This window comes from Desulfobacula toluolica Tol2 (assembly GCF_000307105.1).
In the GTDB taxonomy this organism is placed as follows: domain Bacteria; phylum Desulfobacterota; class Desulfobacteria; order Desulfobacterales; family Desulfobacteraceae; genus Desulfobacula; species Desulfobacula toluolica.
This window is the reverse complement of record NC_018645.1, coordinates 1,084,111-1,109,197: the sequence shown is the minus strand read 5'-3', so window position 1 is coordinate 1,109,197 and position 25,087 is coordinate 1,084,111. Positions and strand designations below refer to the sequence as shown.

The following is a 25,087-nucleotide window of genomic DNA, read 5'->3' as shown; positions in this document are numbered from 1 at the left end:
TTTTTTAATTGTCTGTGTCGTTATGATCTGTGACGTGATAATCTGTTTCATTATTAACAGTATCACTGAGGGTGCCGCCCATTTGTGTTAATGTTTTTCCAAAAACAGCCTGGTGAAATTCATCTGCTTTTTTTTCAATCTCAAGGTCTGAAAACCTTTCAGGATAAATTTTTTGAGCAATCCAGAGGCTTGCCAGCACCGACAATGGAGAAGGAAAATCCCACGGGGCAATACTTGACGGGCACCTGTAAACATTTTTTTGAGATATGGCTGTTACTTTCTGCAGGGCTTTATCAAAAATTCGTTGATTCTCGCTCTTTTTCATGTGCTGGGACAAAACTATGATATCCGGGTTCCATTTCACCAGTTGCTCCGGAGAAATATTCTGGAAATATCCGGTTAAGTGGCTGGAAACATTTTCAACACCGGCTGCGTTAAAAATTTCATTCTGAAGCATATTACCGGTGGTCGTACTGAAAATTCCCTTGGATGAGGCAAAATATCCTGTCTTTTTCAGATTTTGTGGCACTCCTGCCAGCCGCTGTGACAACAAATCTAAAGTTTTATCCATCTGTCTTTCTATAATCCGGCTTTTTTTCAACTCTCCTGCTGCCAGCGCAATTACTCGCAGGGATTTCTTTATACTGTCAAATGTTTCCGGCATGATCACAATGGAAGAAATACCCAAAGCAATCAAACGGTCGGCAAGTGCAAGACCGTCTTTTTGCGAATAGAGAATCACAAGGTCGGGTTTCAAAGAGACCAGGGTTTCAAAATTAATGCCCATGGTTTTTGATCCCACCCCGGTAAGCATTGCCACATCCGGAAACACAGATAGTTGCAGGCGGTCCTGTTTGGAATGAGTGTCAATGCCGACCAGCTTGTGCGCAAGCCCCAGGGAAAGCATACAAAGGCTTGCTGGCTTGAACGTGGTGACGATTTTCTCAACCGGATCTTTAATCAAAACTGTTCGTCCTGCCATATCTGTTATGATGCGGGACTTTATTTGTGTAGCCCCCAAAATGCCCGGGATAAGCAGCAGTACAACCCCCGATAAAATAATACCCGATAAAGTAATACAGGATACAAACCCTCTTTGATCTATTGTTTTTTTATGTCTCATATTTATCCTCACTTATAGCTAAATTCAAATATGCTTTCTGGTTTGTCTTGTCAAGGATTGAACAAAAAACTTCCAGCAATAACTGCCAATGGCAACTTATAACCACCAGCTTAGAATATATTTATCAATATTTGCTTACAAAGGTATTGATATCAGAGAAAATTCAATCAAATGTTGTTTTTGCATCCAAAGCATCTTCTATTTCATCCAAAACCCAGCCTGGCAGCAAAAATCTCCTTGGTATCATAATATTTTAAGCACGAGAAAATTAGTGGGCCTGCAACTTTGATGTGCAAAAAATATTAAAAAAATCAAATCAATACAGATAGCGGTGAACTATCGTTTTTTTTGGTAATATATTAGCAAAATGCAAATAACAATCGTATAATCATGATTTAATTGACAAATACAAACAGATATGTTTGATACTGTGGCTTAATAAAAATATTAACATCAAAAAGGAGACTAAAAAATAATGACAGGGTCAAAATTTTATCAATTTTTATTTATCATCTGGATAGGGATGAACCTTTCATCTGCCCAGGCAAGCCAAACCCCTGCAGATACAAAACCCTATTCTCTGGGTGAGGTGGTCGTATCAGCTGAGATGCCGGGCAAAGAGACCATTCCCACCATAGAAGTTACTGATGTGGAAATCAAAAACCGGAATGCCAAAACCCTTGACAAGGCATTGGAACTTGTGCCCGGCCTGAATGTGAGTGTTCGCGCCAAAGGCACCCCCAGGATCGACATGCGGGGGTTCAGAAGTCGGCACGTCATCCTGCTTTTAAACGGCATTCCCATCAATTCAACCTATGACGGACAATTTGACCCTCACCTCATTTCCACAGAAAATATTTCAAAAATAAAAGTTTCCTATGGTAACAATTCCGTGCTTTATGGACAGGGCGGCTTGGCAGGTGCCATAAACATCATCACCAAACAGGGCACCCAAGGGCTTCATACGGATGCCTCCGCCCAGATAAATGAGCGGGGCAACCACTACACCCAGGCCAATATTTCCGGGGGCAAAGAAAAGGTCAATTTCTTTTTAAGCGTCAACAATACGGATTCAGACGGATTTTCCCTGTCGGACAGTTTCACGGACGCCGAATATGAAGACGGTGGCCTCCGGGAAAACAGCGATGATGAAAGGCTTTCCTTTTTCGGCAATATCGGTTTTGAGGTTAATGAAAAATTCGAACTGGGCCTAACCCTTGAAAAATCTTCCGGAGAATTCGGAATACCTCCAGTTACTCAGTATATCAACAACAATGACGACTCTTATTATAAAAAAATAAAATACGACAGAACAGAAGATTTCGACACCCTGTCAGGCCAGATATCCATGAGCTACGACCCAGACGGCATCATGGGGTTCAGGGCCTGGGCCTTTGCCAATGAATACGAGGAAGATACGGCCAGATATGATGACGACACCTACAGCGCCATCACCAAGAGCGGCTCTTATACACAGAACAGCAAAACATCAATTCAGGGAGTCACTCTTCAGACAAGCTTTGATTTTGAAGCATCAGGTGAGGCAGTGTTCTCTTTTTCAGGCGAAAAAGATGAATACACATCTGATCTGGATGAGATTGATAAAAAGCTGAATATTGTTTCCTCACATGAAAACCATGATCTTGATATCTACTCGGCAGCATTTGAATATAAAAGACAACTTTTTTCCAGCCTGGACTTTGTATTGGGATACAGTCATCACTGGCTGTCCAAAGAAAGCGGAAATGATGACGATAAGGGCAGTTATATGATCGCCACTGCCTATAATCTGACCGATGAGACCATCCTGCGGGCCTCTTATGCACGAAAAATAAGGTTTCCCTCCATCAAACAGCTTTATGGCAGTGATGGAAATGAAGACCTGACAACGGAACAGTCAGACAACTATGAGGTGGGTATCACCCAGCAACTGCCCTGGGAGATGCAACTGGATCTGGCGGTTTATCAGAATAATGTGGAAGATTTTATTGAAGAAGACAGCAGTGGAAACACTTCAAACTACGATGAATATCAATTCAGGGGGATGGATTTCCGCCTGTCCAAGCATTTCCTGGAAACCGGCTCCATGGCTCTTGGCTATTCATTGCTGGACAGCGAGGATCAATCAAAGGATTCATTGAGAGATGAACTCCAGAACCGGCCGGAACACAAGTTCACCATTGAACTGAACTACACATGGGATTTTGGCTTGAGCGCCCATGCCGATTTCATTCACATTGCCAATCAATATTATTACAACAACGACGAGACTGTACAAAGTGAACTGGATGACTACACAGTTGTCAACCTGAAGCTGGAACAAAAACTGTTCAAAGAAAATTATTTCGTCTATGTCGGGGTGGACAACCTCTTTGATGACGATTATGAAGAAACCATAGGATATCCCCGTGAAGGACGCACCGCCTATGCAGGAGTCCGGGTTAAATTTTAAGATGCAAAACAGCCCTTTTGCAAAAAAGGGCTGTTATTTTTTTTATCGCAAGCAAAGGAAAGAACAATGAATTACCTGGTCTGTATTGATGACACGGACATGCCCGGAACCAAGGGAACCGGATGGCTGGTTGAGGAATTATGCAATATAATTTCAACAAAAGGGTTGGCAGACTGTTCAGCCATCAGCCGCCACCAGCTCTTTGTCCACGAAGACATTCCCTACACATCCCACAACTCTTCCATGTGTTTTGAATTAACCCTTAAAAACGGGACCATTGACCCTGTCATAGAGCTTATGGCAAATTTTCTGAAAACCCGCGCTGAAAAAGGCTCGGATCCAGGGCTTTGCGTGGCAGGCCTGACTGAAGATCTTGATCAAAACAGCCTCATTGAATTTGGTAAAAACGCCAAACAAAATGTATCGTCCAAAGCTGCAGCCTATGCCCTTGCCGAAAAAGTCGGAATTCACCTGTCAGAACACGGCGGCACAGGCGACGGTGTTGTCGGGGCTGTTGCCGGTATCGGCCTGAGAATTTCCGGGGATGACGGCAGGTACAGGGGATGGTATCACCTGGGCCGACCGGGAGATATTGTCGGCGTTGACGAGTTGTGCAAGCATCCGTTTATCGACCAATTGGTAACCCGGTCCGGAATCGTGTTGCCGCTTGATTCCCAGGTTCATATTGGATCGGAAAAAACAAAAACCGTCCGCATGGGCAGCCGCCAGGTGTTGATAGCAGTGGCAAATGAAAACTCAGATCAGACGGGCATTTTCTACCGTACCATTACAAAGCAGGAAGCAAAACTGTATTAAGCAAATCATGATGAAACAATCCAACCGCTTGAGCCGGATACGCTTCTATATCCTCCTTTTTGGGTCACCTCTTGTTCTGATTTTCATTTCCGTTTTTCTGGGCCGTTATCCAATATCCATTTCAGACATTTTAACCATCCTGGCCTCGCCCTTCACCGGCCAGGATATCAATGCCACCCATTTTAGCATCATCTTGCATGTCCGGCTGCCCAGGGTTCTGCTCGGAGCCATGGTGGGCGGTTGTCTTGCAGTCAGCGGAGCGGCTTTCCAGGGGCTTTTCAGAAATCCCCTGGTCAGTTCCGGTATGCTTGGAGTCAGTTCTGGTGCAGGGTTTGGTGCGGCCCTGGCCATTATTTTGTTTAAAAATTTTTTTTATGTATATCCGTTTTCTTTCGGATTCGGCCTTGTTGCCGTATTTCTGTGCTTTTTTATCGGCCGTATCACATCTTCCACCCAGGCCATTACCCTGGTGCTGGGCGGAGTTATCGTTGGTTCCATATTTTCAGCCCTGATTTCATTTTTAAAATATGTTGCAGACCCTTACGATGAACTGCCGGCCATTGTGTTCTGGCTCATGGGAAGCCTTTCCCGTGCGGAATACAGCCAGATCCTTACGGCGGGAATACCAATGTTTATGGGATCTGCCGGGCTGATGATAATCAGGTGGCGTCTGAATGTTCTTGCCATGGGAGACAAAGAGGCACAATCTCTTGGGGTAAAGGTCAATCTCAACCGGGTATTCATTATTATCTGCGCCACCCTGGCCACTGCAGGAGCGGTTTGCGTCAGCGGAGTTATCGGCTGGGTAGGTCTTGTGGTGCCTCACATGGGCAGGATGATGATTGGAAACAACAACCGGGATCTCATACCGGTCACCTTTTCCATTGGTGCCACTTTCCTGGTTATTGTTGATGACATCAGCCGGTTGATCAGCACCAGTGAAATGCCCCTGGGAATTTTAACCGCTTTGATCGGCGGCCCGTTTTTTATTTATCTGTTAAAACAGACCAAGGGCCGGGAATGGTGATGGTAAAAAACTAAGGAGTGCATATGACCATTTTAGCCTTGAAAAACGGCAAATTTTCCTTTGGAAAAACCCAAATCTTTACAGAGGTTAATTTCAGCGTATCAAAGGGAGAAACCCTTTGCATACTTGGCCCCAACGGATGTGGAAAAACCACTCTCATCGACTGCATTCTCGGCATCAACACGCTGCACAAAGGAGAGATAAGGCTTGGCGACAATCTTATCACAGGGCTTTCCCCCAGACAGATCGCACAAATGATCGCCTATGTACCTCAAAAACATGTCAGACACTTTTCCTTTTCCGTTATGGATATCCTTCTCATGGGCCGGGCACCCTATACCTCTTTTTATTCAGCACCGGATGCTGCAGATATTGAAATAGCAGAAGATACCCTTGACTCATTGGGTCTTTATCACCTGAAAAACCGTGACTACACCCGCCTGAGCGGTGGAGAAACCCAGCTTGTAATGATCATGCGGGCCTTGATCCAGGATACTCCCGTGATTGTCATGGATGAACCCACAGCCCATCTTGATTTCAAACATGAACTCATCGTGCTGGAAACCATTGTCAGGCTGGTTAAAGAACGAGGCCTGACTCTTGTCATGGCCACCCATTTTCCCAACCATGCTTTTTATCTTGAAAATGAAGGCATCCCGGTTCAAGTGGCATTCATGGACAGGCAAAAGGTTCACCTGGCAGGTTCCCCCTCTGCAGCATTGACTGAAGACAATCTTGAATCTTTTTACAAAGTAAAAACATCGATAATGACCCATACAATTCCAGGCAAAGGCCTTGTCAAACAAATTATTCCCATTCAAACCATGGACACGGACAAATGAAAAAAATCCATCTGCAAGTCAAACCCCTGTTTTTTTTATGCCTCATGATCTGCCTTGCTCTTCCGGGTACAACCATGAGTTTTAATACAATTACAACCATTGACTCCACCGGCAACACCGTAACCATCACTCGGCCACCCCAAAAAATTGCCTGCCTGTATGCATTTTGCGGACATGTGGTCACAATGCTGGGCAGAGGTAACGATATGGTGGCCATTGTCAACGGATTAAAAAAAGACTTGCTTCTGCAAAAAATCGTTCCAGGCATCAAGCAGATGGCGGTTCCGGCAAACGGGGGAATCATCAACATTGAAGCCCTTTTGAACACAAAAGCTGACTTTGTATTTCTCAAACCTGAAACCGCTGCCAGCACAGCGGAAATAAAGAAACTGGAACGGTTCAATATTCCTTATTTTGTGGCAGGCTACCACAGCATGGCAGAACAGATGACCATTATTGAAATGATGGGCAAGGCCATTGGCTGCCACGAAAAAGCCCTTGAATACACCCGGCATTATAAAAAAATCATTGCCATGGTCAGCGCAAGAACATCCCATCTTTTGGCAAACAACAAAACACGTCTGTACCACTCGGTAAACGAAGCCCGCAGAACCGATGCTCCGGGCACTATTGAGGCTGACTGGACCCGTGCCTGCGGCGTCAACAATGTTTCTGTCGGAGCATCCTTGAATGGAAAAAACAATAAAAAATTTGCAGACATTGAACAGATTCTGATGTGGAATCCAGAAGTGATAATTGTCAATGAAGAAGGAGTGGATCAATTGATAATGAACGACAAAAAATGGTCTCCCATTCAAGCGGTTCAAGACAAAAAAGTATTTGCCATCCCCGTGGGTATCTCCAGGTGGGGACATCCTGGGGGACTTGAGACTCCCCTGGCAATTTTATGGACTGCCAAAAAAGTCTATCCTGATCTGTTCCAGGATATTGACCTGAAAAAAGAAATTACTTTATTTTATAAAACTTTTTTCAATCTTGACCTGGACAAAACCATGGTCAATAAAATCCTGGGCAACAAAGGCATGCGGCATCCCACATCTTAGCAAATATTAAGTTTCAACAATCTGCTTTATTTCGTTGTTCACAAAGCCTTGAACCCCCAAAGTCTTCAAGATAAAGCAAAAAGAAAGGAATTTTAATCTGCTTGATCATAAAGGATCTGAATGAAAAAGAAAATTATTGACATCGCCTGGTGAATTGAATATGAAAGGCAACAACAAATCACCAGAAGGTGAGAATAAAAGATAATTTAGTTATATTTGTGTTTAAAAGCCATGAAGGCATTTTTCTGAGAACAGAAAAAATTTCTTTGTGGCTTTTTTTTATTTTTACCTTTGGAAGTAGAAAAGTGAATAAAAGGAGGTTAAAAAAACTACTATAAACAAGCAAAAGAAGGCAGCCTGAACCGACCAGGGTTTTAGCAGGCTGCCTTCTGAAACGAAACATTCCTTGGATTGCAGGATGCTTCTTTTTTTCTATACCATTGAAGCATCCCTTCGTCAATCCAAGGTAATTTTTGTGGATTAATCACAAACAATTACTGTGGAGAATTGATTTAAATGAAAGGGAAACAAAAAAAGATTGTTTTAATTATCCTGTCTTTTATCTTTACATTTTCAGCTTCCATTGCGCTTGCTGATAATAAGATAAACAGATTGGATGATATTGTCATCACAGGAACAAAAACTCAGCATACCTTGCAGGATGTTCCTGTTGAAACAATTGTCATCACCAGAGAAGACATTCAAAAAAAGAACTCACAAAATATTATGGATCTTTTAAAGGATGTTCCAGGGATACAGACATCATATCATAACGATGTATTTGGAACATATACATGGCTTGCAAAGATGAGGGGGTTAGACTTTAACAGTGGATACGCCCTTATACTTATTGACGGCCAAAGAGCCATGGGTTGCGGCCAGAGCGGTGGTATGGGGGAATATGGCGTTGGAATCAACCAGATCCCGGTGGAAATGATTGAACGCATAGAAATAGTTAAAGGGCCGGGATCTGCATTGTACGGCAGTGATGCAATGGCAGGAGTTGTCAACATCATTACGAAAAGAGCACCCCAAAAGGCAACTGGAAGCGCAGGCGTAGCTTATGGGCAGTATGATGTAAAAAGAGAAAACAGTGATGGCTCTGAGGAAGATGCCAATGGCTCCAGAAAGATGTCCAAAACTTATGTATCTTATGGCGACAGAATCACCGATAATGTCGGTTATTTTATTCATTACAACTATGAAAGTGCTGATGATATTGCTGAAGACCCGGTTAAATCCTGGAAACACTCATTTCTTGGCAAACTGGATGCCAAAATAAACGAAAAAACCGATATTTTCTTGAAAACGGAATTCAGTGATTATGAAAAAGAGGACAACCGCGAGGAAGACAGCTATCGGCTTTCAGGCATAATCGACTGGCACCTTAGCCAAAATCATTCTCTTTCTTTAAAAGGATATACATACAACTGGGATTTCACCCATGGATATCCTGGTTACTCTTATGGATATAAATATGGTGATGTGGGATATCACCAGGCTGAACTGCAATACACCTGGGATATCAACAACTGGAATACCCTTGTACTTGGAGGCGAAACACAGCTGCAGGGAATTGATTATACCATTGAAAATGATGACGGAAGTGTTGTGAGTGTCAATGAAGATGTTAAAACATCAAGCCTCTATATCCAGGATGAGGCAGTTTTGCTTGACAAGCTCACACTGGTTGGAAGTGCGAGGTATGATCACCATTCAACATTTGGAAAAGAAGTAAATCCCAAATTCAGCCTGATGTATCAACCACAGGAGACCACTACAATAAGGGCTTGCTTTGGCACCTCTTTTAAATCTCCCACAATTCGTCAGCTCTATTATAATACGCCTTACAGGCATGGGAGTTTTTATGCCCAGTCCAATCCGGAGTTAAAACCGGAAACTGCTGTTGGATACGGTGTAAGTATTGAACAATGGTTCATGAGCCAGAAAATGATGGTTGATCTTGGTTATTTCAGAAATGAGATAGAAGACATGGTCATCAGTGAAGATACCGGTACTTTGTACAACGGCCTTACCCTGATGAGGTATAAAAATGTTGAAAAAGCCTGGACCCAGGGAATAGAGTTCATGTGCAGGGCATATTTGACCGATGAATTAACAGCCTCATTTTCATATACTTATACGGATACGGAAAATGAAGAATCAGGCAAAGAGCTGACATATGTTTCACGGCACAGCGCCTCGTTCAGCCCGGCATACGACTGGGATAAATATGGTATTGGCGTAAGTGCCAGCATCGCATACAACTCAAAACAATATACCAATACAGACAACACCCAGCAGATAGATGCGGGTGCGGTTTTTGATGCAAAAATTTATAAACAGCTTTCAAAAACAGCAAAGCTCTCTTTTGAAGCTGACGACATTTTTGATTCTGTCCCGGCAAGGGATGGAAGCTTCCACGCCGGCAGAACCTTTACCGCAAAACTGGATATTGAATTTTAATCTTAAATTTAAGGAAATAAAAATGGAAAAAAATATTACTAAAAAAACCTGTTTGTTCGGCATTTCAATTATTTGTATGATTTTCTTTTCCGCGCCTGTTTATGCGCATTATCCCTGGATAAATCTATCTGACTATACACCCGAAACAGGGTCAGCTCTTGAAATGACCATAGGATGGGGACACAAGTATCCTTTGGCAGGTTTTCTTAAAAAAAGCGCCGTGGAAACTTTGGAAATCACAGGGCCTGAAAAGTCAAATTTAAAATTTATCTCTGACATGGAAATCAAGTCACAAGAGAGTATCAGCACGCCAGGCGCATATGTTGTGGCAGCCACAAGAAAAGCCGGCTTTTACACAAAAACGGCACAAGGCGGCAAACAAGCATCAAAAGAAAATTTAAAAAATGTTATCGCATGCTCCTTTTCCCACATGTGTATGAAGGCGATTGTCAATGCAGGAGACGGAAAGGGTAAGGTTGATAATGTAATTGGACATCCAATGGAGATACTCCCTTTGAAAAACCCGGTTGATTTAAATACAGGAGATTATATGCCGATTCGGGTTCTATGCAATGGTAAACCATTTAATGGGTATGTTTTTGCAACATATGCAGGATTTTCCACAGAAAAGGAAACCTTTGCCTATGCCGCTAAAACAGATAAAAAAGGCAACGGAAAAATCAGAATTCTAAAACCGGGAGTTTGGATGATTAAAGCAAGCCAAGAACAACATTATCCTGATGAAAAAGTATGTGATATTGAGTCTTTTATTGCAACCTTGACATTTGAAGTAAATTAAATAAAAAAAAGCATTGCAAGTGTTCCTTTTGAATCCGATTTTATTTAACACTTGCAATGCTTTTCCTGAAAATCAAACCTAAAATTTTAATATCCGAAAAAAGGAGCTGCTCATGAAAATTATATATATTTGCTTGTGGTGTATGGCCTGCACCCTTTTAATATCAGATCATACTTTAGCCCATGGTGTAAGGGGAAGGATATCCTCACAAAAAGCCCTAATGGTGGAATCTGAATATGACGATGGCGAAGCTATGGGATATGCAGATGTTGAAGTTTACAGCCCCATGGAAACAATTTGCTTTCAATCCGGACGAACTGACCGGAACGGCAGATTCGTGTTCTTCCCTGATAAAAAGGGTGACTGGAAAGTCATTGTTAATGATGGAATGGGGCATCAACTTACATTAAAAACAAATGTTGATGAGAACCTGGTTTTAATTGAGCAAGGCAGCCAAGCCAAGTCAGTCGAGAATTCACGATCCTTTTCCGGATTTCAAAAAATTATTATGGGGCTTGCATTTATTTTTGGAACTTTTGGTGTCGTTTCTTTGTGTAAAGGTAAAAGAAACTGATAGGAATCCTCCGGCAGATTACGTCTTTTTCCCATCAAGCAACACGTTAGGCATACACAAATTTGTTTGCCTAATATCTCACGGCTCCCCACTTGTTTTCAGCTAATATTTCTGCTAATGCTATATGCATTAATAAGATTCATGTACAGGCTATCCAAGTTACACCGAAAGTGTAGTAAACTCATTGAGATTATTAATAAAAGGGGTAGCAATGCTACCATGGTATCAATACAATTTTACTTCTAAAAAAGGGAGACAAGCATGAAAGAGAAATTAATCAGCCGTGTTGGCCGGATTATCAGCGGCAGCGTTCATTCCCTCATTGATTCATTGGAAAATTCAGCACCGGAAACGGTTTTGTCAGAATCCATCCGGGAAATTGAATCTGCAATTGATGACGTCCAAAACGAGTTGGGACTGATTGTTGCAAAAAAACATCTTGCCACCTCAAAGCTCATGGAAGAGAATAAAAAACATGAGGATTTGAGTGAAAAAACCAAAATAGCCATCAAGGAAAACCGGGATGATTTAGCAGAAGCCGCCATAGCAAGACAATTGGATATTGAGGCTCAGATCCCCATACTTGAGACCACTGTTGATGATTGTAAAACCCAGGAAAAAGAGCTTGAAAACTATATCCATGCGTTGCAGGCGAAAAAACGGGAAATGAAAGAAGAGCTGATCCAGTTTCGAAAAACAATCAAGGAAGCTGCCAAGACATCCGGGTCCGGCGGATCATCTGAAACCCCGGAAAGAGTGGAAAGTAAAATCGCAAAAGCTGAATCAGCTTTTGAACGAGTAATTGAAAAAGCAACCGGTATTCCAGGATCAAATGGAATATCTGAAAGAAAATCAGCTGCCCAACTGGCTGAATTGGAAGAAATTGCCAGGAAAAATAAGATCCGGGAAAGATTGTCTAAAATCAAGGGAGATCATCAATAAGAATGATTGGGTTTATGCTGCAAAGCCAGAATTGGCCCTTTATGGTCTCCTTGACCATTATGGTCATGATTGCCTGTTTGGAAGGTGTTTCAACCCTGATCGGCATGGGATTTTCAAGTATGATAGAATCTCTTATACCTGATTTTAATATGGATGTTGATGCAGATATGGATGTTGATGCCAATGCTGGTGCCAATTCTGGTATTGGTCCGGACCATCCCAACATCTCAACAACAGGTATATTAACCAAAACCTTTGGCTGGTTACGAATAGGTCAAATACCTGTTTTAATCATACTGATTGCTTTTCTGACCATCTTTGGCCTGGTCGGTCTTTTTATCCAATCAGCTGTCGTTAAAATAACCGGTCATCTGTTACCCGGCATCATTGCCTCAGCAATCTCATTTTTATTGACATTGCCCCTTGTACGGGCAGCGACCGGCATAATCGTAAAGATAATGCCAAAAGATGAAACCCAGGCGGTTGCTGAAAAAAGTTTTATCGGACGTATTGCCGTCATTACTTTGGGCAAAGCATCCAAAAACAACCCTGCCCAGGCCAAAGTAAGAGATAAATTCGGAACGGCCCACTATGTAATGGTTGAACCGGACATTGATGATGAAAATTTTGCACAAGGAGATCAGGTTTTGATCGTAAAACAGACAGGTTTCGGGTACAAAGCAATCCATAATGCAACGGCAGCATTGCAGGAAATGGATGAATAAATAAAACCTCATAATCAATAGTTGAAAAGGAATAACATAAAATGCCGAACATGATGAGTATCCTTATAATTGCAGGTGTTATTTTAATCGCCTTAATCGCAATGGCATTGATTTTTGCCAAATTATACAAACGTGCCACCAAAGAAATTTCATTTGTCAGGACAGGTCTGGGCGGGCAAAAAGTGGTCATGAATGGAGGCGCACTGGTTTTGCCGGTATTCCATGAATTAATCCCGGTCAACATGAATACGCTCAGGCTTGAAGTTCAGCGCAACAATGAACAGGCATTGATCACCAGGGACCGTATGAGAGTTGATGTGGCTGCCGAATTTTATGTCCGGGCCAAACCAACGGAAGAAGCCATTGCAAGCGCGGCTCAAACCCTGGGGTTGAAAACCATGAATCCCGAACAATTAAAAGAGCTGGTGGAGGGCAAATTTGTAGATGCCCTGCGTGCTGTTGCAGCGGAAATGGCCATGGAAGAACTTCATGAACAGCGGGTTGATTTTGTTCAAAAGGTGCAGCAGGTTGTCACCGAAGATTTATTGAAAAACGGTCTGGAACTTGAAACGGTTTCATTAACAGGTCTGGACCAGACCAGTAAAAAACATTTTAATCCTGACAATGCATTTGATGCTGAAGGATTGACCAAACTGACGGAAAAAATTGAAGAAAGACGAAAAAAAAGAAATGATATTGAGCAGGATACAGAAGTTGCCATTGCCAATAAAAATCTTGAAGCCGAGCGCCAAAAACTTGAAATCATCAAGGAAGAAGAGTACGCAAAATTAAAACAGGAAAGAGAAATTGAAATCCGGCGGGCCGCTCAAATGTCTGAAATTGCAATGGAGCAAGCTGAAAAAAAGCGGGAAGCCGAACAGTCACAGATTGAAGCTAAAAAGAATGTTGACATGTCAAGTATCCTTGCGGAAAGGTCTGTTGAAGAAGAACGAATTGATAAAGACAAATTATTAAAAGAAAAAGAAATTTTAAAAGAACGGGCCATTGAGAGTTCTGAAATTGAAAAAAAGAAGACCCTGGAACTTGCGGAACAGGATCGTGCCATTGCCATTGCCCAGAAATCAAAAGAGCAGTCGGAAGCCCAGGCTGATGCAGACCGGGCAAGAGCAGTTGCAGTTAAAGAAGAAGAGGCCGTTACAACAGTGAGAGAAACTGAAATTGCAGAACGGGCAAAATCCGTTGAACTGGTCAAAGCACGTGAGAATGCGGAAAGAGAGGCCATAAAAATTAAAATTGCCGCTGAAACTGAAAAAATTTCCGCCATGGATCATGCTGAAGCAGTCAGAACAACAGCCAATGCAAAAGCTGATGAACAAAGAATTAAAGCCCAGGGCGAAGCAGACGCTGAAAAATTAAAGGCTGATGCTGCGGCAAAGAGGTATGCAGTTGATGCTGAAGGGCGAAGAGCAATAAATGAAGCCCATAATATTCTTTCCGATCAGCAGATCGCCATGCAGGTTCGCATGGGCTTAATCAAAAACCTGCCGGATATTATCAAAGAAAGTGTCAAGCCAATGGAAAATATCGACGGCATAAAAATTATTCATGTGGATGGTCTGGCAGCCGGCAACAATGGCACTTCAAACGAAGAATCAACTGTGCAAGGCGGCGGCCAGTGTCTTTCAGACCAGCTTGTCAACAGTGCGCTCCGATACAGGGGACAAGCGCCTCTGATTGATTCTTTGATGGAAGAAATTGGAATAAAAGCCGGGGATATTAACGGCTTCACAGCCGGATTAAAAGATCAAGATCCCCCGAACTGAAGATTTCCGGGCTTGTAATCAATTTTACAAGCCCGGTTGATCAGCCTGAAGACCGGTATCCTCTGAAAGAAGGACTGAGATTATGGAAAAAATCAACATATTGATTGTGGAAGACGAATATATTATTGCCAACGACATACAGACCAGCCTGGAAAGCATGGGATACGAGGTCTGCGGAATGGCCGCCTCGGGCAAAAAAGCCCTGGCTCTTGCAAAAGATCTTTCCCCGGATCTCATCTTGATGGATATTATGCTCAAAGGAAATATGGACGGTATTGAAACCGCTGCAAAAATCCAAAAAAAATTCAATATCTCCGTTATTTTCCTGTCTGCCTATTCAGATGACGGGATACTGAAACGGGCAAAGGAGACCCTGCCTTTTGGATACCTTATCAAGCCTTTCAGGGACAGGGAGCTGAAGGCTGCCATTGAAATGGCAATATATAAACAGAAAATGGAAAAAGAAAGAGAACAGCTGATCAGGGAATTGAAACAGGCCCTTGAAAAGGTCAAGCTTTTAAGCGGCCTTTTGCCCATATGTTCCTTTTGCAAAAAGATAAGGAATGATAAAGGGTATTGGGAAAAGGTGGAAAGCTTTATCCATAAACATTCCGAGGCCACTTTTTCCCACGGGATCTGCCCTGATTGCATGGACAAACAGTATGGCGACGAGAACTGGTACAGGGAAATGAAAGACAAGGACATCCTGTCATGAAAATATTTCACAGGTTTGGGTGCCTCATGCCTGTGGCTTTGGCAATATCCGCAGTCTGTGCCTTCAGTGGCACAGAAACCCTGGCAGCCGGCGAAAAAAAATTTCGCATTCTTCTTGTGGAAACCATGCCAGTACCGGTTGTGACAGCTCACAGTCAATGGTTTGTTCGGCAACTGGCAGAATTGGGGTATGAAGATAAAAAAAATATGGATCTGATCATCCTAAAGGTCAACGGAGATAAAAAACGGGGGGAACACCTCTTAAAACAGGAATTAAAACAGGCACGGCCTGATCTTGTGGCCACCTGCGCCACCCTTGCCTCTCAGATCGCCCATGACCTGCTACATGAAAAAGATATTCCCCAAATTTTTTTTACGGTTTCCGACCCAGTGGGTGCCGGGCTGATCAAGGAGATCGGGAAGCCCACCCACAACCATATCACCGGGGTGGTGCATATGATTGAACGAAAAACCAGGATTAATATGGCCATGCGCCTTCTGGAGAACAGAAAAAAACAAGGCCGGGTTAAAATCGGATTTATCCACAGCACATACCCGTCCTCTGTGGGGGATTTAAAACAGCTTCAACTGGCAACAGCCAGCAGAAAGGATATTGAATTTGTACCCTATGGCCTTGATTACCGGGAAATGCCCAAAGGACTTGACCCTATGCTGGCGGATGTAAAAAAAGGAATCCAGTCCCTTCAGGGGCGGGTGGACTTCTGGTGGGAACCCTCAGGCCCTTTAGGGGAGCTATTGGCATATACCAGACTGCTGCTGGAAAAAAGCAACATACCCGTGATCATGGGAACCAAACTTGAAAGTGTCCGTCTGGGGGCATTGTTTCACTTGACTCCTGACCCGGAAAGTTCCGGACGGGAGGCGGCTTTGATGGCTGACGCTGTTTTAAAGGGCCTGCACCCAGGTAACATTTCGGTAAAACCGCCTCAAAGCATATCTCTTGGTATAAATATCACCACGGCATTGGCACAAGGGATTGTCATCCCTCCGGATATTTTGAGCCTGGCCGGTGATCAGGTCTATCGTTAGCATCTATCATGCATTTTCAAACCAAAATCTGCCTGATCATCTTGCCCCTGATGGCATTCTCTATTTTTTTTATGGGATTCTGGTCTTTAAGAACTGCTCAGCAGCCTATTGAAGGCGCTATTCACCAGTTAATGATCCAGGAACTGGAACATTTTGTGAAATTCAACATCCAGACCCATTATGAAGTGCTGCAAAAAAACAGGCTGGAAAATGTGGGCTCCTTTGTCACTAACTATCAGCAGAAAATATTTAATTCTCTTGATGACTTTCATCTGATTAAAACCGGAAGCCTGATCATCCTGGATACCAAAGGAAAAGTTCTGGCAGGTACTGTCGATGATAAAACACTTCCAAACGCATATCTATCAACATCAAAAATTATGCCATCCATGATAAAATCAGCAGCAACCGACAAAACAACCATCATGGAGCCAGAAACAGGAGAAAGAATTTTTGCAACCCAAACCTTTGCGCCCTGGAACTGGCACCTGGTTTATTCCGTGTCCCGGGAATTGATCCTGATACCCCGGCAAAAAGTTCGAAATACCGCTATTTTAATCTCGATTGCCTGTATTGCCACAGGATCATTTTTTATAATTTTATGTTTCAGGATTTTTTTTGGCAGGCCGATGGACAAACTGAAACAGGCAGCTGAAGACATTGCCGATTTAAAGGATGTCGGAAAAATTGATATCCATTCAGCAGATGAACTCGGAAATCTTGCACGCAGCATGGAACGTATGGCCGCTGCCATCAAGGAGTACCGCAAAAAACAGCACAACTGGCATTTTTATCTTGAATCCGAAATTCAGCGAAACACAAAAAACTTGCACAGGCTCAATGCCTCACTTGAAAAAGAAATCAAAATAAAAAAAATTTCCGAGGCCGATTTACGGCAAAGTGAAAAACGAATTTCCGAAGCACTGAATTTCAACCGGGAAATTATTTCCGCCTCAAGTCTCGGCATCACGGTCTACGATGGAAAAGGAAAGTGTGTCCTTGCCAATGATGCTGCCTGCAAAATTATTTCCGGAACCCAGGAGCAGTTATTGAGCCAGAATTTTTATAAACTCAAGTCCTGGAAAACATCCGGTCTTGCCCACATGGCGGACAAGGTACTCACAGACGGCCGGCAAAGATCAATGGAAGCCAGAACAATCAGCACCTTTGGCAAGGATTTCTGGATAGAATGCCGGTTTTCACGATTTACTATGGAAGGACAACCCCATCTATTAATAATTTTTGATAATATATATATGCGCAAACAGATGGAACGGCAGATCAAAGCATCCCTGACGGAAAAGAATATCCTGCTCAAAGAGATTCACCACCGGGTGAAAAACAATTTACAGGTGGTATCAAGTCTCCTGAAAATGCAGTCCAGCCTCATAACAGATGAACATATTATACGGATATTTCAAGAAAGCCAGAACAGAATTGCCGCCATGGCCCTTGTCCATGAACAGCTCTACAAATCCGACAACCTGGCTGTCATTGATTTCAGCACCTATATCGTTGACCTTGTCCACAGCCTTCAATACTCTTTTGGCACGGATAGCAACCTGATTCACTTAACAATGGATATCCGGCACAAATCCATGGGGGTGGACACGGCTGTTCCCTGCGGCCTCATCGTCAATGAACTGATTTCCAATGCCTTTAAATATTCCGTTAAGCCCGGAGAAAAAGGTGAAATTTCAATGTTATTTCAATTGCATGACAAACAAACCGCCCAGATGATAATTGCGGATACCGGACCCGGAATCCCCAAGGACTTTGATATTGATGCAAACCAAAGCCTGGGCCTTAAGCTTGTGAACAATATTGTGACCCACCAACTGGAAGGCAGCATCCAATTTATCTGCGACAAAGGCACCCGGATTGAAATCCTTTTTCCCTATTCCAATGAAAAAGAATTAAAGCGGTTGACAGCAGGAGAAACTGAAACACCCTTATAACAATGTTTAGTCTTAAAAAATATCGTCATATTGTCTTGATGTATTAATTGCTTACAATTCAAAATATGATTTGATACAGTATCAACATAGTGTGGTATGGCCACAAAAGTTTGATACTACTATTATTAAAATAAGGTTTTGTTCATTAACCGATTACTTTTATAAAATAAAATGTCAGTTCATTAATATAGTACTTTAACAATCAATTAATGCATAGGAGGATAATGGAGTAATGAAAGTTCTCAGAATAAGTCGATATTTGCTGTTTACCGGGGTTTGCCTGTTTTTTATGTTCAACCATAGCCTGCTGGCCGCTGAAAACGCATTAAACTCCTTTCCTGAACGAATTGTGCTGAACATCACTCAGACCCCACACAACAGCCAGGCAATTACCTGGAAAACCAGAGAAACATCAACCTATCCCAGAGTCCAGGTTATCCGGGCGGCTGAACTGTTGAATCCGGAAAGCACATCGAAAATATTTTCAGCCCGGACAACTGCAGTTGATCTTGACAAAAAAACCACTGCGTATCACCATTCAGTGGTATTAGATTCATTGGAACCCAGTACCTTGTATGCATATCGTGTGGGAGACGATTCTTGCTGGAGTGAATGGAACCATTTCAGAACAGCTTCAATGACTTCAGAGCCGTTCACCTTTCTTTATTTTGGAGATATACAAGAGCAAATCCACTCAATGTGTTCCAGGATTTTTCGAACCGCCCTCCAGACAAACCCTGAATCAAAATTCTGGCTGTTTGCAGGAGATATGGTAAACAACGGCCCGGATGACATGGAATGGGAAAAATTTTTCAATGCCCTGGGCTGGATTCCCAGGACCGTTCCATTGGTCCTGCTGCCGGGAAACCACGAGTACCCGGACAGGCGGTTTATTCTTCCAAAAGACTATCACATCACAAACCTGTGGAGACCCCATTTCACCCTGCCTGAAAACGGCCCCAAAGGACTGGAAGAAACCGTATTCAGTTTTGATTACCAGGGAGTTTGCTTTATCATGCTCAATGGAAATGAACAGATTGAAACACAGGCCGGGTGGCTGGAAAAAATATTATCACACAACAAACAGCCCTGGATCATTGTGGCCATTCATCAGCCAGTATATTCCATTTCCAAACGAAGAAACAGAACACAATTCCAGGAAATACTGGTGCCGATATTTGACCGGTATTCAGTGGATCTGGTTCTGCAGGGGCATGATCACGGCTACTGCCGAACCTTTCCATTGAAAAACCACCTGCAGGTGCCGGACGGGGAAAAAGGAACCGTCTATGTCATATCCAATGCCGGTCCCAAATTTTATCCGCCCAGTTCAAGGTATGATCATCTTATGGCGAAAACCAGCAGCCGGGAAATGCTGTTTCAATCCGTCCGGGTGGACAAAAACACATTGCACTACACTGCACGTACCGTCACAAACAAGGTGTACGACACCTTTGAAATACACAAATAGACTTACCTTTCATGGTGTTCCATATCAAAAGAGGCCCATACCAGACACGGCTATCGGCAACACCATCATCATCTTGATTGTAAAATTATTTTAAATCAAATCCGGCTCCGCCTTAAAAGCTTGGCGGAACCGGCAATGATTTTCCGTTAAATTCCCACGACAACACAACTTCAACAGGCTTGCTTACATTAGCATATAAGCAATTGGGCCACTTGACAAATGGAACAGGGCATATTAAACAATTTCGTTATATCAATCATGACATAACGATAAAGGAGAGTATTATATGGATTACAAATGTGTGAAAACCACCTGCCCTTATTGTGGTTGCGGGTGTCAGATGCTGCTTGAAGTTCTTGACGGACAAGTGGTGAACACCCTGCCCTCAAAAGAACCCCATATGAACCAGGGCAAATTATGTATCAAAGGACACACAGCACATGAATTTGTCCACAGCAAGGATCGACTCACCCATCCCCTGATCCGAAAAAACGGCAAACTTGAAAAAACGACCTGGGAAGATGCTTTTAACGTAATATCATCAAAATTTTCCCAGATCAAAAATCAATATGGCGGAGACAGTATTGGTTTTTTCAGTTCAGCTCGCAGCACCAATGAAGAAAATTATCTTTGTCAGAAACTTTGCAGGGCCGCCTTTAAGACAAATAACGTTGATCACTGCGCCCGGCTGTGACACGCTCCGACTGTGGCAGGTCTTGCCGCAGCGTTTGGAAGTGGGGCAATGACCAATTCTATTGCTGAAATTGAAGATGCAGATTGTCTGCTTGTGGTCGGATCAAATACCACGGAAGCGCATCCATTGATTGCATACCGAATATTCAAGGCAAAGGCAAAAAATGCAAAACTCATTGTTGTTGACCCAAGAAAAATACAATTAACAAATATTTGCGACATCCATATCCGGTTAAAATTTGGAACAGATATCGCTTTTATAAACGGGGTAATGCATGAAATCATTAAAAACAACCTGCATGATGAAAAATTCATAGCAAATCGTACCGAAGATTTTGAAGCTTTAAAAGAAACCGTTAAAAAATACACCCCTGAACATGTATCTAAAATAACCGGGGTAAGTGTTGAAGACATCAAACAAGTGGCAAAAATATATGCAACATCAAAAAATTCCAGTATACTGTACACCCTTGGCATCACAGAACATTCACACGGTGTAGATAATGTAAAAACCCTTGCCAACCTTACAATGCTTACCGGTCAAATCGGTAAAAAATCAAGCGGAGTCAACCCTTTAAGAGGGCAGAACAATGTCCAGGGTGCCTGCGATATGGGGGCATTACCCAATGTTTATCCCGGTTATCAGGCCGTAACCGATCAAAGTGTTTGTGATAAATTCCAGGAAGCATGGGGAACTGAGCTTTCAAAGGAAGTGGGCAAAACAATCCCGGACATCATGGACGGACTAATTGACGGTTCTGTCAAGGGATTATATATATTTGGTGAAAATTCGGTTGAGGGTGATCCCAATACGGATCATGTTCGCCGGGCACTTGAATCCGCAGAATTTCTGGTTGTTCACGATATTTTTCTCACATCCACGGCCCAAATGGCAGACGTTGTCTTGCCCGGAGGCTGCTGGGCAGAAGTGGACGGAACTTTCACAAATAGTGAACGCAGAGTACAGCGGATTCGCAAAGCAGTTGAACCGCCGGGAGAAGCCCTGCCGAACTGGAAAATTTTTTCAGAATTAGGAACACGATTAGGTGTTGAAATGAAATATGACTCTGCCGAAGAAATATTTCAGGAAATGACAAAGCTGACCCCTAGTTTTGCCGGGATATCATACGATCGCATTGATACTCAAGGTATCCAATGGCCGTGTCCGTCTTCTGAGCATCCGGGCACTACATTTTTACACCAGGGAAAATTCACCCGTGGCAAAGGCAAATTCCATGCCATTGAACATCAAAAATCAAAAGAAGAGCCGGACAGCCAATACCCGTTCACCCTGACAACAGGAAGGCGATATGCGCACTATAACACAAGTTCAATGACCGGCAGATGTAAAACATTAATCAACGAATTTCCAGCACCGGTTGCACAGATAAATATTGAAGATGCAAAACAGATGGGACTCAATAACGGAGATCAAATCAAAGTCTCTTCACGGCGTGGGGAAGTTGTCACACCCATATCCATTGGAGATGTTGTTCCCAAAGGGGCCATATTCATGGATTTCCATTTTAAAAATGCAAATTCAAACAAACTGCTGGGTACTTTCCTGGATCCTGTGTCCAAAACCCCCGATTATAAAGTATGCGCGGTTCAGTTTGAAAAACACACCCCTTAAAACTTTAAAAAAAATATAAGCATCAATGCAAGGCTCCAAAGTTTAAATACATCAGACAATAAATGATCCAGCCACCCGGAAATACAATTAATAAATTTCCGGGTGGCTGGTTTTGTTGCCACCATTACAACATAAGCTTGATTACAATATCTTCTCTAACTGAACTGCACAGGCCTTGTATTCCGCCGTCAAGGTAGACGGGTCCAGGGCAGAGTTGGTTAACCAGTTGGCATTGCCTTCGGTAAAATGAAAAGCCATCCAGACCATTCCCAGGGGGACTTCATGGGTAACATTGGCAGATACACACACCTCGCCCCGCCTGGATCGGACCCTTATCCGTTCACCCGGGGCAATTCCCATTCTATCGGCATCTGCCTGTGAAATATCGGCTGTTTCTTCACCCAGAAGGTCGTTTAATCCTTCACACCTGCCGGTCTGGGTCCTTGTGTGGTAATGATAAAGCCGTCTGCCCGTACTCAGAACAAAGGGATATTCCTCATCCGGGACTTCGGCCGGCGGGGTCCATTGCGTCGGCATAAAAACACCTTTGCCATGGGTAAAATTACCGTCCTGATGAAGGTATGGCGTACCCGGATGGTCAAGTGTGGGACAAGGCCATTGAAGACCGTCCCGGCCGATCCTGTGGTATTTGATACCCTCCAGAGCCGGGGCAAGAGGACTGATTTCTTTGTCCCATATTTCCCTGGCGCTTGATGCAGACCAGTCATGGCCGAACCTTTTGGCAATCTGTTTAAAAATCCACCAGTTGGGTCTGGCAAGTCCTGGCGGCCGGCCGGCGGTTCGAACCCGGCTCACCCGGCGCTCACTGTTAGTAAATGTTCCGTTGTTCTCGCTCCAGGCAGCTGCCGGTAAAACCACATCGGCAAACCGCGTGGTTTCCGTCAGGAACAAATCCTGGCATACTGTAAATTCTGCGGCTTCCAGCTCTTTTGCCACCTTGTTCATATCCGGTTCCGTATTGGCAAGATTTTCTCCGAATATATAAAATGCCCTAACTGATCCATTTGTCAGGCCATGCATCATCTGGGGAATCATAAGCCCCGGCTTTTCAGGCAGATTTGTAACCTGCCATGCAGTTTCAAATTTTTGGCGTGCATTGGGATCAGCCACATTCTGATACCCGTGAAAAACATTGGGCAAAGCCCCCATATCACAGGCACCCTGGACATTGTTCTGCCCCCTTAAAGGATTTACCCCGCCAAGTTCCATACCCATGTTTCCCAGAAGCATCTGCAGGTTGGCAACGGTCATGACATTGTTTTTCCCGCAGGTATGCTCTGTGATGCCAAGTGTGTAGCAGACCATGGCCGGTTTGACAGATGCCAGAAGCCGCGCGGTTTGAATAATTGTGTCTTCATCCACTCCGCTGATCCGGGCCGCTTTATCAGGAGAATATTGGGCCACAGTCTTTTCAAGGTCTTCAAATCCCGTACACTTGTTCAAAGAGAACTCTTTGTCGTAAAGCTCTTCTTTGATCAATACATGCATAATCCCGTTCAGCAGGGCAATGTCACTTCCCACCTTCAACTGGAGGTGAATATCGGCAAAATCCGTCAACCTGTGTTTCCTGGGATCCACCACAATAAGCCCGGCTCCGTTCTGCACGGCATTTTTCACAAAAGTCGCTGCAACCGGATGGGCCTGTGTCATATTGGACCCTATCACCAGGATCATTTTTGCCCTGGCAAATTCTGAAAACGAGTTGGTCATTGCGCCTGAACCAAATGTGGTTGCCAGCCCGGCAACCGTTGGAGCATGTCAGGTGCGGGCGCAATGGTCGATATTATTGGTCTTGAACACGGCCCGAAACAGTTTTTGCATTTGATAGGAATCTTCATTAATGCTCCTGGCGCAGGAAACGCCTGCCAGGGCATCGGGCCCGCTTTCTCTGATAATTGTCTTGAATTTTTCAGCCACAAGGTCCAGGGCTTCATCCCAGGATGCTTGTTGAAATGCGCCATTTTTTTTGATCAAGGGAGTTGTCAGTCTTTCTTGTGAATAAATAAAATCAAATCCAAACCGCCCCTTTACACACAGCCTTCCCTTATTGGGAGCGGCATCTTCCACTCCAGTCACCTTGAGAATTTTATCTTCCTTGACATGAAGCCAGAGCTGACACCCCACACCACAATATGGACAGGTTGTCCTGATTTTTTCAATTTCCCAGGGCCGCCATTGATGCTCGATTTTTTTTTCCACCAGCGCTCCAACCGGACATGCCTGAACACACTCTCCACAAAAAACACAATCCGAATCTTTCAAGGCCACATCGTCCATACCGGCAATAATCCGCTGATTTTCCGTTTGTTTGGGCATTCGTATAGCCTGGTTGACCTGGATATCATTGCACGCTGCCACACACCTGCCGCACAAAATACATCTGGAAAAATCCCTTATGATCAGTGGATTAACCGTTTCCCTGGGAAACCTGCAATCTGAAAGAGAGGTGCGATTCCATTGAACCTGGTAGCGATAGGCCAGATCCTGGAGTTCACAATCCCCCCATTTGGGACAAAGCTCATGATGATTTTCCATCTGCATTACGTCCAGTTGAAACCGGGTCCAGGAATCTCCCTGGGAAGCACCGATACTGCAATTGTGATTACCGGACTCAAGAATGGCCTTCAATGTTTTTTTCCTGGCAGCCACCACACGGGGAGATTCGGTCCGAATATCCATCCTGCCCATAATTTCTGTGCTGCAAGCCGGCACAAGATCTTTGACACCTTTTACTTCCACCACGCAGATATTGCAAGAACCTTTGGACACAACGCCTTTGAAATAACAAAGGGTCGGAATATCAATCCGATTCTGCCTTGCCACATCCAGAATGGTTTGCCCCTTCTTAAATGGGTATTCCCTGCCATTTAAAACAATGCCGCCGCTTATCATGAGCTTCTCCATATTATTTCATTGCTTAGTGTTATGTCAAA

Annotated in this window: 18 protein-coding genes; 16 read left to right on the top strand and 2 right to left on the bottom strand. The window is 43.6% G+C overall.

The window, feature by feature from the left end:
* Positions 1 to 4 precede the first annotated feature (4 nt).
* Positions 5 to 1,123, bottom strand: coding sequence for an ABC transporter substrate-binding protein (locus tag TOL2_RS05185; RefSeq protein ID WP_014956469.1), 1,119 nt, complete (start codon positions 1,121 to 1,123; stop codon positions 5 to 7).
* A gap of 475 nt (positions 1,124 to 1,598) precedes the next feature.
* Between TOL2_RS05185 and TOL2_RS05175 the strand changes: the two genes are divergently transcribed.
* From TOL2_RS05175 to fdhF (TOL2_RS05090), 16 genes are all read left to right on the top strand, one after another.
* A complete protein-coding gene (locus TOL2_RS05175; protein WP_014956468.1) occupies positions 1,599 to 3,575 on the top strand; it encodes a TonB-dependent receptor plug domain-containing protein in 1,977 nt (658 codons plus the stop codon).
* 66 nt (positions 3,576 to 3,641) lie between these two features.
* Positions 3,642 to 4,391, top strand: a complete 750-nt coding sequence (locus TOL2_RS05170) for a hypothetical protein (protein ID WP_014956467.1) — start codon at positions 3,642 to 3,644, stop codon at positions 4,389 to 4,391.
* Positions 4,392 to 4,398: 7 nt separating this feature from the next.
* The gene (locus TOL2_RS05165) at positions 4,399 to 5,418 is read left to right on the top strand and encodes a FecCD family ABC transporter permease (RefSeq protein WP_041279284.1); all 1,020 of its coding nucleotides are present in this window, start codon (positions 4,399 to 4,401) and stop codon (positions 5,416 to 5,418) included.
* Positions 5,419 to 5,441: 23 nt separating this feature from the next.
* On the top strand, positions 5,442 to 6,260 hold the full coding sequence (locus TOL2_RS05160) for an ABC transporter ATP-binding protein (RefSeq protein ID WP_014956465.1): 819 nt from the start codon (positions 5,442 to 5,444) through the stop codon (positions 6,258 to 6,260).
* Positions 6,257 to 7,324 (top strand): ABC transporter substrate-binding protein, encoded by a 1,068-nt coding sequence (locus TOL2_RS05155; RefSeq protein ID WP_014956464.1) that lies wholly within the window; start codon positions 6,257 to 6,259, stop codon positions 7,322 to 7,324. The genes TOL2_RS05160 and TOL2_RS05155 overlap by 4 nt, the downstream gene beginning before the upstream one ends.
* A gap of 516 nt (positions 7,325 to 7,840) precedes the next feature.
* Positions 7,841 to 9,790 carry a TonB-dependent receptor plug domain-containing protein gene (locus TOL2_RS05145; RefSeq protein ID WP_014956463.1) on the top strand — a complete coding sequence of 650 codons (1,950 nt, stop codon included), beginning with the start codon at positions 7,841 to 7,843 and terminating at the stop codon, positions 9,788 to 9,790.
* A 22-nt stretch (positions 9,791 to 9,812) separates the two neighbouring features.
* A complete protein-coding gene (locus TOL2_RS05140) occupies positions 9,813 to 10,589 on the top strand; it encodes a DUF4198 domain-containing protein (RefSeq protein ID WP_014956462.1) in 777 nt (258 codons plus the stop codon).
* Between the two features lie 112 nt (positions 10,590 to 10,701).
* Positions 10,702 to 11,163 carry a hypothetical protein gene (locus TOL2_RS23455; protein WP_014956461.1) on the top strand — a complete coding sequence of 154 codons (462 nt, stop codon included), beginning with the start codon at positions 10,702 to 10,704 and terminating at the stop codon, positions 11,161 to 11,163.
* Positions 11,164 to 11,424: 261 nt separating this feature from the next.
* Positions 11,425 to 12,105 (top strand): PspA/IM30 family protein, encoded by a 681-nt coding sequence (locus TOL2_RS05130; RefSeq protein ID WP_014956460.1) that lies wholly within the window; start codon positions 11,425 to 11,427, stop codon positions 12,103 to 12,105.
* Positions 12,106 to 12,107: 2 nt separating this feature from the next.
* A complete protein-coding gene (locus tag TOL2_RS05125; protein WP_014956459.1) occupies positions 12,108 to 12,830 on the top strand; it encodes a YqiJ family protein in 723 nt (240 codons plus the stop codon).
* 41 nt (positions 12,831 to 12,871) lie between these two features.
* Positions 12,872 to 14,614: a flotillin family protein gene (locus TOL2_RS05120; RefSeq protein WP_014956458.1), complete on the top strand. Its 1,743-nt coding sequence runs from the start codon at positions 12,872 to 12,874 to the stop codon at positions 14,612 to 14,614.
* 82 nt (positions 14,615 to 14,696) lie between these two features.
* Positions 14,697 to 15,329: a response regulator gene (locus TOL2_RS05115; RefSeq protein WP_014956457.1), complete on the top strand. Its 633-nt coding sequence runs from the start codon at positions 14,697 to 14,699 to the stop codon at positions 15,327 to 15,329.
* Positions 15,326 to 16,378, top strand: a complete 1,053-nt coding sequence (locus TOL2_RS05110; RefSeq protein ID WP_014956456.1) for an ABC transporter substrate-binding protein — start codon at positions 15,326 to 15,328, stop codon at positions 16,376 to 16,378. The genes TOL2_RS05115 and TOL2_RS05110 overlap by 4 nt, the downstream gene beginning before the upstream one ends.
* Before the next feature lie 8 nt (positions 16,379 to 16,386).
* On the top strand, positions 16,387 to 18,336 hold the full coding sequence (locus TOL2_RS23450; protein WP_014956455.1) for a histidine kinase dimerization/phosphoacceptor domain -containing protein: 1,950 nt from the start codon (positions 16,387 to 16,389) through the stop codon (positions 18,334 to 18,336).
* Positions 18,337 to 18,568: 232 nt separating this feature from the next.
* Positions 18,569 to 19,807 (top strand): purple acid phosphatase family protein, encoded by a 1,239-nt coding sequence (locus tag TOL2_RS05100; RefSeq protein ID WP_014956454.1) that lies wholly within the window; start codon positions 18,569 to 18,571, stop codon positions 19,805 to 19,807.
* 286 nt (positions 19,808 to 20,093) lie between these two features.
* Complete coding sequence (gene fdhF / locus TOL2_RS05090; RefSeq protein WP_083863471.1) at positions 20,094 to 22,133, top strand: formate dehydrogenase subunit alpha; 2,040 nt, start codon at positions 20,094 to 20,096, stop codon at positions 22,131 to 22,133.
* 141 nt (positions 22,134 to 22,274) lie between these two features.
* On the opposite strand, the gene fdhF (TOL2_RS24025) is transcribed toward fdhF (TOL2_RS05090), so the two are convergent.
* A complete protein-coding gene (gene fdhF, locus TOL2_RS24025) occupies positions 22,275 to 25,046 on the bottom strand; it encodes a formate dehydrogenase subunit alpha (protein WP_014956451.1) in 2,772 nt (923 codons plus the stop codon).
* Positions 25,047 to 25,087 lie beyond the last annotated feature (41 nt).